General features: G+C 67.4%; 16 protein-coding genes. 13 read left to right on the top strand and 3 right to left on the bottom strand.

All coding sequences use genetic code 11. The features are described 5' to 3' along the window. Nucleotides 1–121 precede the first annotated feature (121 nt). The 6 genes from AC07OC_RS11990 to AC07OC_RS11965 all read left to right on the top strand — a co-directional run bounded on the left by AC07OC_RS11990 (nt 122) and on the right by AC07OC_RS11965 (nt 5173). A complete protein-coding gene (locus AC07OC_RS11990; protein ID WP_218339242.1) occupies nt 122–1546 on the top strand; it encodes an FAD-binding oxidoreductase in 1425 nt (474 codons plus the stop codon). Between the two features lie 167 nt (nt 1547–1713). Next, a complete protein-coding gene (locus AC07OC_RS11985) occupies nt 1714–2598 on the top strand; it encodes a class I SAM-dependent methyltransferase (RefSeq protein ID WP_255590937.1) in 885 nt (294 codons plus the stop codon). A gap of 231 nt (nt 2599–2829) precedes the next feature. Further along, nucleotides 2830–3387 (top strand): GNAT family N-acetyltransferase, encoded by a 558-nt coding sequence (locus AC07OC_RS11980; RefSeq protein WP_218339243.1) that lies wholly within the window; start codon nt 2830–2832, stop codon nt 3385–3387. Between the two features lie 18 nt (nt 3388–3405). Continuing rightward, complete coding sequence (locus AC07OC_RS11975) at nt 3406–4155, top strand: hypothetical protein (protein WP_218339244.1); 750 nt, start codon at nt 3406–3408, stop codon at nt 4153–4155. A 13-nt stretch (nt 4156–4168) separates the two neighbouring features. Next, complete coding sequence (locus AC07OC_RS11970; protein WP_370627744.1) at nt 4169–4360, top strand: metallophosphoesterase family protein; 192 nt, start codon at nt 4169–4171, stop codon at nt 4358–4360. Between the two features lie 231 nt (nt 4361–4591). After that, nucleotides 4592–5173 (top strand): metallophosphoesterase family protein, encoded by a 582-nt coding sequence (locus AC07OC_RS11965; protein WP_255590939.1) that lies wholly within the window; start codon nt 4592–4594, stop codon nt 5171–5173. 12 nt (nt 5174–5185) lie between these two features. Here the strand turns inward: AC07OC_RS11965 and AC07OC_RS11960 are convergent, their stop codons facing one another. Both AC07OC_RS11960 and AC07OC_RS11955 read right to left on the bottom strand, forming a co-directional pair. After that, complete coding sequence (locus tag AC07OC_RS11960; protein WP_218339245.1) at nt 5186–5530, bottom strand: antibiotic biosynthesis monooxygenase family protein; 345 nt, start codon at nt 5528–5530, stop codon at nt 5186–5188. Beyond that, a complete protein-coding gene (locus tag AC07OC_RS11955) occupies nt 5527–5871 on the bottom strand; it encodes an NIPSNAP family protein (RefSeq protein WP_218339246.1) in 345 nt (114 codons plus the stop codon). The genes AC07OC_RS11960 and AC07OC_RS11955 overlap by 4 nt, the downstream gene beginning before the upstream one ends. A 77-nt stretch (nt 5872–5948) precedes the next feature. Here AC07OC_RS11955 and AC07OC_RS11950 point away from each other — a divergent pair, with 77 nt between their 5' ends. Next, nucleotides 5949–6674, top strand: a complete 726-nt coding sequence (locus tag AC07OC_RS11950) for an ArsR/SmtB family transcription factor (RefSeq protein ID WP_218296469.1) — start codon at nt 5949–5951, stop codon at nt 6672–6674. Beyond that, on the top strand, nt 6674–6997 hold the full coding sequence (locus AC07OC_RS11945; protein WP_218296719.1) for a YnfA family protein: 324 nt from the start codon (nt 6674–6676) through the stop codon (nt 6995–6997). Before AC07OC_RS11950 ends, AC07OC_RS11945 begins: the two co-directional genes overlap by 1 nt. 3 nt (nt 6998–7000) lie before the next feature. Here the strand turns inward: AC07OC_RS11945 and AC07OC_RS11940 are convergent, their stop codons facing one another. Further along, nucleotides 7001–7846: a FadR/GntR family transcriptional regulator gene (locus AC07OC_RS11940; protein ID WP_218296468.1), complete on the bottom strand. Its 846-nt coding sequence runs from the start codon at nt 7844–7846 to the stop codon at nt 7001–7003. Between the two features lie 262 nt (nt 7847–8108). Between AC07OC_RS11940 and AC07OC_RS11935 the strand changes: the two genes are divergently transcribed. From AC07OC_RS11935 to AC07OC_RS11915, 5 genes are all read left to right on the top strand, one after another. Then, nucleotides 8109–9314: an ABC transporter substrate-binding protein gene (locus AC07OC_RS11935; protein ID WP_218296467.1), complete on the top strand. Its 1206-nt coding sequence runs from the start codon at nt 8109–8111 to the stop codon at nt 9312–9314. Between the two features lie 187 nt (nt 9315–9501). After that, entirely contained in the window at nt 9502–10362 is an 861-nt protein-coding gene (locus AC07OC_RS11930; RefSeq protein WP_218296466.1) for a branched-chain amino acid ABC transporter permease, read from the top strand. Between the two features lie 8 nt (nt 10363–10370). Further along, complete coding sequence (locus AC07OC_RS11925) at nt 10371–11369, top strand: branched-chain amino acid ABC transporter permease (RefSeq protein WP_218339247.1); 999 nt, start codon at nt 10371–10373, stop codon at nt 11367–11369. Continuing rightward, on the top strand, nt 11366–12151 hold the full coding sequence (locus AC07OC_RS11920) for an ABC transporter ATP-binding protein (protein WP_218296464.1): 786 nt from the start codon (nt 11366–11368) through the stop codon (nt 12149–12151). The genes AC07OC_RS11925 and AC07OC_RS11920 overlap by 4 nt, the downstream gene beginning before the upstream one ends. Then, a complete protein-coding gene (locus AC07OC_RS11915; RefSeq protein WP_218296463.1) occupies nt 12148–12852 on the top strand; it encodes an ABC transporter ATP-binding protein in 705 nt (234 codons plus the stop codon). Before AC07OC_RS11920 ends, AC07OC_RS11915 begins: the two co-directional genes overlap by 4 nt. Nucleotides 12853–12863: the final 11 nt, after the last annotated feature.

Here is a 12863-nt window from a genome sequence, read left to right as displayed (position 1 = left end):
GCGCAGTGCCCGCGCGCCTTGTGCACCCGCGGGGTCCGGGCCAGCTTGCACCTGCCTGACCACTGCCATGGCGCCCCGCAAAGGCCGGTGGTATTCTTTTCGACCACCCTGGAGACAACCCATGAACGCCCCCACCGCCGCCGCCCACCTTCTCCCCGAAATCAACCTGCGCGAAGTGCCCCAGGCCCTCATCGAAGCGCTGCAGACCCGCTTTGGTGCGCGGTGCTCGCTGGCCCAGGCCGTGCGCGAGCAGCATGGCCGGGACGAAGGTTCCTTCCAGGCGCCGCCACCTTCCGCTGTCGTGTTCGCCGAGAGCACGCAGGACGTGGCCGACGCCGTGAAGCTGGCCAGCCAGTACGAGGTGCCGGTGATTCCCTACGGCGCCGGCTCCTCGCTCGAAGGCCACCTGCTGGCCGTGCAGGGCGGCATCAGCATTGACGTGAGCCGCATGAACCAGGTGTTGAGCATCAATGCCGAAGACCTCACCGTGACCGTGCAGCCCGGCATCACGCGCAAGCAGCTCAACGATGCGATCAAGGACACGGGCCTGTTCTTCCCCATCGACCCCGGCGCCGATGCCAGCATTGGCGGCATGAGCGCCACGCGCGCCAGCGGCACCAACGCCGTGCGCTACGGCACCATGCGCGAGAACGTGCTGGCGCTGCAGGTGGTCACGGCCAGCGGCGAAGTCATCCACACCGGCACGCGCGCCAAGAAGAGCAGCGCGGGCTACGACCTCACGCGCCTGATGGTGGGCAGCGAGGGCACGCTGGGCATCATGACCGAGATCACCGTGCGCCTGTACCCGCTGCCCGAGGCCGTGAGCGCCGCGATCTGCTCGTTCCCGAGCATCGAGGCCGCCGTGCACACCGTGATCCAGACCATCCAGCTCGGCGTGCCGATCGCGCGCGTGGAACTCATCGACCACCACACGGTGCGCATGGTCAACGCGCACAGCAAGCTCACCCTGCGCGAAGAACCCATGCTGCTGATGGAGTTCCACGGTTCGCCATCGAGCGTGAAGGAGCAGGCCGAGACGGTGCAGGACATCGCCAGCGAGTTTGGCGGCAATGCCTTTGAATGGGCCAGCACGCCCGAGGAACGCACGCGCCTGTGGACCGCGCGGCACAACGCCTACTTCGCCGCCGTGCAAAGCCGCCCCGGCTGCCGCGCCATCAGCACCGACACCTGCGTGCCCATCAGCCGCCTGGCCGACTGCCTGCTCGACTCGGTACAGGAAGCCGAGGACAGCGGCATCCCTTACTTCCTGGTGGGCCATGTGGGCGACGGCAACTTCCACTTTGGCTACCTGCTCGACCCCAACATCCCCGAAGAGCGCGTGACCGCGGAAGACCTGAACCACAAGCTGGTGGCCCGCGCGCTGAGCATGGGCGGCACCTGCACGGGCGAGCACGGCGTGGGCCTGCACAAGATGGGCTTCCTGCTCGATGAAACCGGGGCTGGCGCGGTGGACATGATGCGCGCCATCAAGCGGGCGCTGGACCCGAAGAACATCCTGAATCCGGGAAAAATCTTCGCGCTGTAGCCGCCGCGTGGCGCAGCCGCCCGTCCCGGGCGGCCCATGCTGCCCTTCGAAAGCTGTGCGCATCCGCAAGACGGGCCGCGGGCGAGTCCCATGGCCCTCGCTAGCGCCGCGGCGGCGGCGGTCTTGATGCCCCCGGGAAGACGGCGGGCGCCTTCTAGAATGAAGGCATGATCAAATACTCCTTCCCAGCCGCGCCGGTGACCTACCGGCCCGCCGCCAGCACCCCCGCCACCATGGCCGGCGAGTTGATCGACTACCAGGCGTGCCCGTTGTGCGAGAGCAAGGCCTTTCGGCCGCTGCGCAGCGCGGACTGTTCCCACCACCCTCGCTACAGCCAAGAACTCTCCCGCACCATGCATTGGAGCCAATGCACGGCGTGCCAGCATGTTTTTCGCAGCGGCTACTACTCCGAAGCGGCGCTGAATGTCGTTTTCCGTGGCACCAACGAATCCCAGGTGGTGGGCTATGACCTGGAACGGCAGCGCTATGTGTCTGCGCAGATGATCGAGAAGGTGCTGTCCTACCAGACGGGAGGCACGTGGCTGGACGTGGGGTTTGGGAATGCATCGCTTCTGTTCACCGCGCAGGAGTACGGCTTCGATCCCGTGGGCCTGGACCTGCGTCCGCAATCGGTGGAAGAGCTGCGCAGATGGGGGGTGGCGGCCCATTGCCAGGACGTCACAGGGTTCGAGCTGCCGCGGCCGGCCAGTGTGGTCAGCATGGCGGATGTGCTGGAGCACATGCCGTTTCCCAAGGTGGGTCTGCATGCCGCCCACCGGCTGCTGCAACCCGGGGGGGTGCTGCTGATCTCCCTGCCCAACCTGGGCTCCTTGGTCTGGAAGGCGCTGGATGCGAACAACGCGAACCCCTACTGGGGTGAAATCGAGCACTATCACAACTTTGACCGCGACCGGCTGTACGCGCTGCTGGCCGAATGTGGCTTCCGGCCCGTGCGCTATGGCATCAGCCAACGCTACCGCGTGTGCATGGAAGTGATTGCCGTGAAGGTCGGGGCGGACAGCGCACACCACACACCGCCACAACTGCGATGACCCACGGAAATCCCGATGAGGGGCCTTGGCTTGCGGCCCGCTGGAGGGAGGGCGCCGGCTCTGGTCCAGTGGCCGCTTGACACGCCGCGGATGGGATGGCCGGTGGCGGCCCTCCGTGCGGGGCTCGCGCTCCGCCCCCCATCTTTGCGGCAGTGTCATGGCAAAAGGCCGCACGGCGCCGTGTCAGAAAGCGCACGTTGTCCCGCCGAAATCTCCAAGACGAAAGAGCCCATGCAGAACGCCAGCCCCGCAGAACGCGCACTTCAGGTCGCCCTGGTCGCCGAATACCAGCATGCCTCGCTGGCCAACCTGCTGTGTGAGCTGCACGCCTTCTACAACGAGGGCGCCACGCCCTCTCGGCAGGTGGTGATGGAGCACCTCCGCCAGAACCTCCTGGCGCCCGGCTCCGCCCAGCGTTTGCTGGTGGCTTCGCGCAGCGACGGCGTTGTGGTGGGCCTGGCGGCGTTCTCGCTGGTGTATTCGCTGGTCGAATTTGCAGAGGAGCAGCGCAGGCATTGCCAGCTCAAAGAGCTGTACGTGAGTTCGGCCGAGAGAAGCCAGGGGACTGGCCGGGCGCTCATGTCCGGGCTCGCCCGATATGCCTTGGACCACGGCTGCCGCCGCATCGACTGGCCTGTGAAGGCGTCGAACGTCGGGGGAATCCTGTTCTACGAAAGCCTCGGTGCCCAGCGTGTGGCCGAACGGCTCAGCTACCGGCTGACTGCGCCCGCACTGGGCCGGCTGGCCCAGGACCGTGGATGTGCCGGCGCAGGGCCCGCACTGAACTGAAAACCGGAGACCTGCGCCTTGTTTCGATCTTTCGTCCTTCTGCTCGCCCTGCTGGGCGGCGCGGCCTTCGGCGGGTTGCTTCTGGTGTCGCTGCTGCAACCCACCTGGATTGAACGCGGTGCACGCGAGCTCATCCGCCAGCACATCGAGCACAAGACGGGCGAGAAGCTCCAGGCCCTGGACGAACGCTTCCTGAACGCGCAAGCACGGGTCTTCTTGCGCGGCAAGGAACAGGAGATCGACGCCGCGCGCAAGGCGCTGTCGGCCGGCCTGCCCGCCCGGGTCGCCGCCATTGCGGCCGAGATGGGGATCCCGGCCTGCGAATGCCGCAAACGGCGGCAGCAGCGGCTGGAGTTGCAGATCGGCACCGCGCAGCAGATGCAGGCCCAGCTCGATGCGCTGATCCGCAGCGCCTACATGGATACGGCCGAGAAGCTGCTGCGCGAATTGCGCATCTTCAGCGGTGCCAACGCCCTGGCGTTCGCCCTGCTGGGCCTGGCCGCATGGCGGCGGCCCCACGGCGCAGTTGGGGCATCGCTGGTGCCGGCCACCGCCACGCTCCTCGTGGCAACGCTGGCGAGCAGCGCTGTCTACCTCTGGGGCCAGAACTGGCTGCAGACCATCGTGTTCGGCAGCTATGTGGGCTGGGCCCAGCTGGCTTACATCGCGCTGGTGTATGCGTGGCTGTGCGATCTCTTGTTCAACCGGGCACGCATCAGCCTGCACCTGTGCCAGGGCAGCCTGAGCGGCGCTGTGTCCCCCTGCTGAAAGCCACCACCCCATGCGCATGGCCCTCGTCTCCGACATCCATGGCAACCTCGCCGCACTGGAAGCGGTGGCCGCCGACATCCGCCGCCGGGGCGCTGACCAGGTGGTGAACCTGGGCGACAACCTCCAAGAACCTGTTCAAGGTGTTTTCGGGGTCGCACAAGTACCTTGCCGGGATGGGATGCTAGGCGCAGTGCGCAGTTGATAGCTTGGCTATCAACAAGCGCCGCAACGCCGCAGACCGCCCGGCAAGGCACTTGCCCGAAGGGTTGGAGTGAAATCGGGCGATTGAATGCCCCGGCTGCTTGCATGGGCACGAGCCCATGCAGCGCATCCGAGGCATCCACTCATCCCGATTGCACTTCAATGCGATTCCCGAAAACACCTTGAACAGGTTCTCGGCCCGCTGCTGCCGCGCGAGACGGCGCAGTGGCTGATGGCGTCGGGCTGGCTATCACTGGCGGGCAACCACGAGCGCCAGGTTCTGGAACTGCGCCCCGGGCGCGGCGGCCCTTCGGACCAGTACGCGCACGCACAGCTCACCGAGGCGGAGTTCACCTGGCTGCGCACGCTCAAGGCCTGGCATCGCTTCAGCGACGACATTTACCTGTGCCACGGCTCGCCGCGCAGCGACCACGAATATCTGCTGGAAACATTGGACGGCAGCACACTGCGCCTGGCCACCCCAGCAGAGATATCCGACCGGCTGGGCGGCGAGCATTCACCGGTCATCACATGCGGCCACACCCACGTGCCCCGCGCAGTGCGGCAGGGTGCAAGCCTGCTGGTCAACCCCGGCAGCGTGGGACTGCAGGCCTACAGCGATGACCACCCCGTGCCCCACGCGGTGCAGACCGGGACACCCGACGCACGCTATGCCTTCATCGAACAGCGCGCAGGCGGCTGGCATTGCGAACACATCTGCGTGCCCTACGACCACGCGGCCATGGCGGCGCTGGCCCGGCAACACGGGCGCCCGGACTGGGAGCACGCACTGCTCACTGGCTACGCCGCCTAGTCCGCGCGCCCATCAGCCGTGCACTGACCGCGAATCTGCGGGAGCCTGGTCACGGTCATGCATGCCGTAGTCGCGCACCACGGCGGCAACGCGCAGGCGGTAGTTGTCGAAGATCCGCTCGCGGCCGGCTTTCTGCGTGGCGCGGTGGGCTTCCATCTGGCGCCATTGCGCAACTGCCTCCTCGTCACGCCAGAACGAAAGCGACAGCAGCTTGCCGGGAGCACTGAGGCTCTCGAACCGTTCGATGGAGACAAACCCGTCGATCTGCTCCAGCAAAGGCCGCAACGCAGCGGCAGCGCCCAGATAAGCGTCCTGCTGGCCCGGAGCGGGCTGCACCTCGAAGATGACGGCCATCATGCGCGGGTCTCCAGCGGGCGTGCGGGCAGGCCCAGCGTGCCTTCCACGCCCTGCGTGAACGTGCGCTCCTCGCGCAGGATGAAGCGCTTTTCCTGCGCCATGGCGAAGTTGGCGCGGCCCTCCGGGTCGGTGCGCAAGCGGGCGCGGTAGGCCTCGTAGGCGGCCAGCGACTCGAAACCTATGAGCCCCCAGGCCTCGTAGTTGCTGCCCTCGTGCGGCAGGAAGTAGCCGATCAGGTGGCCGCCGCAGCGCGGGATGATCTGGCCCCAGCGGCGTGCGTATTCGGCGAACAGCTCGCGCTGGAAGGGGTCGATGTCGTAACGGATGAAGCAGGTGATCATGGTGCGTGGCCCTGTGCGTTGTGAGGGCCTCACGATAAGCGCTTGACGGCCCGTGATGGTTCGCTCAACATCGAACCATGAAAGATGGCCCCCACATTGCGCGCATTGCCGCGCTCATCGGCGACGCCGGTCGCGCCGAAGTCCTCACCGCGCTGATGTCCGACCGCGCGCTCACGGCCACCGAGCTGGCCGAAGTTGCCGGCGTCACCAAGCAGACCATCAGTGCCCACCTGGCCAAGCTGCTCGATGCAGGCCTGCTGACCGTCGAGCACCAGGGCCGCCACCGCTACTTCCGGCTGGCCGACCGCGATGTGGCACACCTGCTGGAATCGCTGATGAACGTGGCCTTCCGCGCGGGCGCGGTGCGCCTGCGCTCCAGCCCGCGCGAGCCTGCCTTGCGCCGCGCACGCATGTGCTACGACCACCTGGCCGGCGAAGTGGGCGTGCAGTTTTATGAAGCCCTGGTGCGCCAGGGGCTGCTGCAGACCACGCCCCAGGGTGCGGCGGTAACGCCCGCCGGCGCGCAATGGTTTGCCCAGGTCGGGATCGACACCCCCGCCCTGGCCCAGCAGCGGCGCATGCTGTGCCGCCCTTGCCTGGACTGGAGCGAACGCCGCCACCACCTGGGCGGCGCGCTGGGGGCTGCGCTGCTGCAGCGGCTCTTCGAGGGCGGCTGGGCACACCGCGCACAGGGCTCGCGCGTGGTGCATTTCACGCCCAAGGGCGAGCTGGCGTTGCGCCAGTGGCTGGCCACCACCTCCAACGCACCCCCATCCATCCCCCTCCTCGGCCCCGGGACATGATGAAGACCCTGCTGCTTTTCATCGCCACCGCCCTGGCTGAAATCGTGGGCTGCTACCTGCCCTGGCTGTGGCTCAAGCAGGGCAAGCCCATGTGGCTGCTGCTGCCCGCGGCACTGAGCCTTGGTCTGTTCGCATGGTTGCTCACCTTGCACGACACGGCAGGCGCGGGGCGCGTTTACGCGGCCTATGGCGGGGTCTACATCGGCGTGGCCCTGGCGTGGCTGTGGGTGGTGGACGGCATCCGGCCCACGCCGTGGGACGTGGCGGGCGTGCTGGTCGCGCTGGCGGGCATGGCGCTTATCGTGCTGCAACCCGCGCGCTGACACCTATTCCCCGGCCTTCGGCAACTTCACGCCCTTGGTGGCCTTGGGCCGCACATGGGCCGAGCGCGGACTGCGCAGGGTGTCGGCATCGAGGATCAGCCGGCCCTGGATGCGCCCCTTCATGCGCTTGACGCTGCTGGCCGCGTCCTGCATGTGGCGCGCCATCAGCGTGCGCACCGTCTCCACGTCGCGCACGCGTGCGGCCCGCACGATCTCGCGGTGGAAATTGGCATTCACTTCGCCAAAGCGCCGGTGCTCGGCCTTGGGCGTGCGGTTGCCGTAGACGATGAGCTGGCGCAGCATCTCGTTGATCAGCTCGCAATTGAAGCGCAGGAACGGATTCGGGTTGGCCGCGGCCAGGATGTCGTGGAAGTTCACGTCCTCGCGCCGCTGGCTGAGCATGTCCTCGCTGCTCGACGCCGGGTCGCAGCAGGCGATGGAGTGCTCCAGCGCCTCGAAATCGGCCTCGGTCAGGTGCGGCACGGCGCCGGCGGCCAGCTCGGGCTCCAGGAACTGGCGCACGGCGTAGATGTTGTCGATGGTCACTTCCTGGAAGAACAGGTAGTTCTGCATGAACTGCAGGGTGCGGTCCAGCGGCACCTCGGCGATGGTGCCCCCGCCCGAGGGGCCGGTGGAGATGGTCACCAGCCCCTGCACCTCCAGCGACTTGAGCGCCTCGCGGATGGTGCCCTTGCTCACCTCGAACTGCGCCTGCAGCTCGCTCTCGCGCGGCAGGCGGTCGCCCGGGCTCAGGTTCTTCTCGGTGATGAGGCGCTTGATCTCCTGCGCCACCAGGTCGGGGCGCTTGAGGGCTTTGAGCGGCTTCTGTGTGGACGTTTTGGTTGCCATGTTCAGGGAATTGTCGTTGGTCGGCCGGCAGCCACGGCGGTGCCTCCGCGCGGCGAAGTACCGCTCATGGTGCAGTGTATGCACCGCAAGGGGGCAGCGGAAGGGATGCAGGGTTTCCACGCACGGTGTTTATTCTATTTATCACTATAAATAGCAGAAATGAGCGCCAACGACGCTCTGCGGCGGTGGCACGCAGTGTGCTTTGCACAAGCCGTGCCCCGCTATCGGCCAACCGGCCTCAACCCCTCCACAGGAGCCCCCCATGCACCGTCGCCACCTCTTGCAACTCTCTGCCCTGGGCGCACTGCCCGCATCGCTGGGCCTGGCCCAGAGCGCCTGGGCGCAGTCCAGCGGTGCCATCCAGTTCGGCTGCCCGGTGCCCATGTCGGGCGCGTTCGCGGCCAACGGCAAGTTCGCCGACCTGGGCATGAAGCTGGCCATCGAGCAGTACGGCACGGTCCTCAAGCGCCCCCTGGCCTACACGGTGCTGGACACGGAAGGCAAGCCAGCCACGGCCGTGCGCAAGGTGCAGGAGTCGTCTCAGCAGCAGGGCACGCGCTTTTTCGCGGGCGGCATCCTGTCGTCCGAATCGCTGGCCATGGGCAAGGAGGCCGAGAAGGCCGGCGGCATCTTCATCACCACCGCCGGCGCCGACGAGATCACGGGCAAGGACTGCAACGCCGCCACCTTCCGCTGGTCGGTGCCCACCTTCGGCGCCATCGAGCAGACGGTGCGCCCCCTGGCCGAGGCCCTGCCCAAGGCCAAGCGCTGGTACACCATCACGCCGCAGTACGTGTTCGGCGACGGCCTGCTGTCGGCCGCCAAGAACATCTTCAAGGAAAAGGGCCTGGAGCACGTGGGCAACAGCTACCACTCGCTGACCGAAAAGGAGTTCAGCGGCTACCTGACCAACGCCATGGCCGCCAAGCCCGACGTGCTGCTGCTGCTCAACTTCGGCTCGCAGTCGTCCGACGCGCTGCGCCAGGCCGTGAGCTTCGGCATGCACAAGAACATGACCATCCTGGTGGCCTGGGCCTCGGGGCTGGAGCAGTTCGAGTCGCTGGGCGCCGACCTGTGCGAAGGCATCTACTTCGGCGCGCAGTACTGGCACACGGCCAATGCGCCGCTCAACCTCGACCTGGTCAAGCGCAGCAACGACAAGTTCAAGTCCAACCCCAACTACAGCCTGGCGGGCTCGTACATCTGCACCAAGCTCATGATCGACGGCATCATCAAGGCCGGCACGGTGGAGCCCAAGGCCGTGATCGCCGCCATGGAAGGCATGAAGTACCAGGGCCTGACGGGCGACGAAGAGATCCGCAAGGGCGACCACCAGGTGCTCAAGAACTACTACCTGCTCAAGGGCAAGGCCAAGGCGAAGATGGCCAACAAGGACGACTACGTGGACGTGGTCAGCTCGGGCAAGTCCTTCCTGCCCCTGGACCAGACCGGCTGCAAGCTCACCTGACACGTATTGGCCTTCAACCGGCTGGCGTCGCTGGGAAGCCTTGCCGTGCTAACGCACTGTCTGCGGCTTCCCGCCTGGCCATCCGGCTGAATGCAAACCCGCGGTGACGCTCGCAAGCTCTGCCGCATCGCCCTCCTCCACGGCCCGCAGCCGCGCGCCTTGGGATTTTTCCTTCCATCTCTCGCCCATGAACATCTACCTGCTACAGGCCATCAACGGGATCGGCATCGGCATGCTGTACTTCCTGCTGGCGGTCGGCCTGTCCATCGTGTTCGGCCTGCTGCGCTTCGTGAACTTCGCGCACGGGGCGTTCTACCTGCTGGGCGCCTACTTCTGCTTCCAGATGACGCGCTGGGGCCTGAGCTTCTGGCTGGCGCTGGCCGTGGTGCCACTGGTCGTGGGCGCCCTGGGCTGGCTCACCGAAAAGCTGGTGCTGCGCCACGTGTATTCCAAGCCGCACGAGTTCCACATCCTCGTCACCGTGGGCCTGGCATTGGCCATCCAGGAGCTGGTGATCCTGCAGTGGGGCCCGCTCGGCGACAGCGTGCCGGTGCCCGACCTGCTGCAGGGCGTGGTCATGTGGGGCGGCATCGTCTACCCCAAGTACCGGCTGTTCGTGATCGGCTTCACCGCCGTGCTGGCCGTGGGCCTGTGGTACGTGCTCGAAGGCACGCGCCTGGGCAGCGCGGTGCGCGCGGGCAGCGAATCCACCGAGATGGTCTCGCTGCTCGGCATCAACGTGTTCCGCATCTTCAGCCTGGTGTTCGCACTGGGCGCGGCCACCGCCGCGATTGCCGGCGTGCTGGCCGCCCCCATGCGCGGGGCCGAGCCCTTCATGGGCATCGAGGCGCTGGGCGTGGCCTTCATCGTGGTGGTGGTCGGGGGCATGGGCAGCTTTGCCGGGGCGCTGATCGGCGGCCTGCTGATCGGCATCGTGCAGAGCGTGATGAGCACCGTGTGGCCCGAGGGGGCGCGGCTCATGATCTACATCGCCATGGCCGCCGTGCTGCTGCTGCGCCCGCATGGCCTGCTGGGCCGCAAAGGATGAACACCGCCATGACGATTTTTCGCAAGAATTCCCACCTGCTGCTGGCCCTGGCCGTGGTGCTGGTGATGCCGCTGACCATGCAATCGGGCTCGCTGGCCAGCGAGGTGCTGATCTATGGCCTGGCCGCCATGGGCTGCAACCTGCTGCTGGGCCACACCGGGCTGCTGTCCTTCGGGCAGGGCATCTTCTTCGGCCTGGGCAGCTACACCATCGCCCTCACGCTCACGCGCTGGCCCCTGCCCATGCCGCTGGCCCTGGCGCTCGCCGTGGTGATGGGCGCGCTGGGCGCGGCCATCGTGGGCTGGGTGGCCATCCGCCAGCGCGGCACCTACTTCGTGATGCTGACCCTGGCCTTCGCGCAGATGTTCTACTTTCTCGCCTACTCCATGCCTGGCATCACGGGCGGCGACAACGGGCTGATGGACATCCCGCGCCCCTCGCTGGCCGTGGGCGGCTTCACGCTGTGGCCGCTGGCCTCGCCCTGGCAGTACTACGGCTTCGTGGCCACGGTGTTCCTGGTGGCCTTCTGGCTGCTGCAGAAGGTGTCGGCCTCGGTCTTCGGGCGCACGCTGCTGGCGGTGCGCGACAACGAGGAGCGCGCGGGCGCCATCGGCTACAACCTCAAGCTGCTCAAGCTGCAGGCCTTCGTGATCTCGGGCGCGGTGACGGGCCTGGCCGGCGCGCTGCACGCCATGATGACGGGCATCGCCCCGCTGGCGAGCGCCGAGTACCACACCAGCGAGATGATCCTCGTCATGACGGTGATCGGCGGCACGGGCAACCTGCTGGCCTCGCTGCTCGGCTCGGCCTTCTACCTGCTGGTGGGCGACTGGCTGTCCACGCTGTGGCCGCGCTGGCTGCTGATCCTGGGCGTGGTGCTGATGGTGGTGAGCCTCGGCATGCAGCGCGGCCTGTGGGGCCTGGGCGAGTCGGCCTGGAACCTGCTGCGCGGCAAGGGCCGTGGCGGCAAGGCCGACGCATCTGCCACGCAAGGAGGCCACGCATGAGCACCGCAACCCCCTCCCCCATCCTGCTCGAAGCCGTGGGCGTGGAAAAACGCTACGACAAGTTCGCCGCACTGGCGGGCGTGGACCTCAAGGTGCGCGCCAACACGGTCCATTCGGTCATCGGCCCCAACGGCGCCGGCAAGACCACGCTGTTCCACATGCTCACCGGCACCAAGAACGTGAGCGGCGGGCGCATCGTGTTCGACGGGCACGACGTGACGCACGAGCCCGACCACCGCCGCGTGCAGCGCGGCATGGCGCGCTCCTTCCAGGTGACCAGCCTGTTCCTCACTCTGCCCGTGCGCGAGAACCTGCGCCTGGCCGCCCAGGGCACCGCGCCGCGCCATGCACTCAACTGCTGGCATGCGCCGCAGGGCGCGCGCTCGCAGGCCGAGGTGGTGGCCAGCGTGCTGGCGCGCCTGGGGCTGGAGCGCCATGCCGACACGCCGGTGGGCAACCTCTCGCACGGCCAGCAGCGCCGGCTGGAGGTGGGCATGGCGCTGGCGGCACGGCCCAAGGCCATCTTCCTGGACGAGCCCACCTCGGGCATGGGCATCGACGACCTGGACGACATGAAGCGGCTGATCCAGGGCCTCAAGGACGAGCACACCGTGGTACTCATCGAGCACAACATGAACATCGTGATGGACATCTCCGACACCGTGACGGTGATGCAACAGGGCCGCGTGCTGGCCGAAGGGCATCCGCACGCGATCCGCAGCGACGACCGGGTGCGCAGCGCCTACCTGGGCAACATGATCACGGGGGGCAAGGCGGCATGACGATCCTCGACATCCAGGGGCTGCACGCCCATTACGGCAAGAGCCATGTGCTGCAGGGCGTGGACCTGCGCGTGGGCGACGGCGAGCTGGTCACCCTGCTCGGGCGCAACGGCGCGGGCAAGACCACCACGCTCAAGAGCATCTGCGGCGTGGTTCCGCCCACCCAGGGCCGTGTGCGCTTTGCGGGCGACGAGGTGCAGGGCCTGGCCACGCATGCCATCGCCCAGCGCGGCGTGTGCCTGGTGCCAGAGCACCGGGGCATCTTCAAGCTGCTCACGGTGGAGGAGAACCTGCTGCTGGGCCAGCGCAAGCGCTCGCCCTGGCAGTTGCCGGACATCTACCGCATCTTTCCGCGCCTCAAGGAGCGGCGCGGCAATGGCGGCGGCCAGCTCTCGGGCGGCGAGCAGCAGATGCTGGCCATCGGCCGCGCGCTGATGAATGCGCCGCGCCTGTTGATGCTGGACGAGCCCGTGGAAGGGCTTGCCCCGGTGATCGTGGAAGAGATCGTGGCGCAGCTCAAGACCATCAAGGCCGCGGGCGTGGCCATCCTGCTGGTGGAGCAGAACCTGGAGGTCTGCACCCAGCTGGCCGACCGGCATTACGTGATCGAGCAGGGCGCCATCGTGCACGAGGCGGACAACACCGCCTTTCTCGCCGACGACGCCATCAAGGACCGCTATCTGGGCGTGGGCCTGGCATAGATTTTTCAGGA

This window comes from Acidovorax sp. GW821-FHT10E04 (assembly GCF_059415185.1).
Note: the sequence above shows the minus strand (reverse complement) of the source record. Positions and strands in the feature narration are given on the sequence as shown.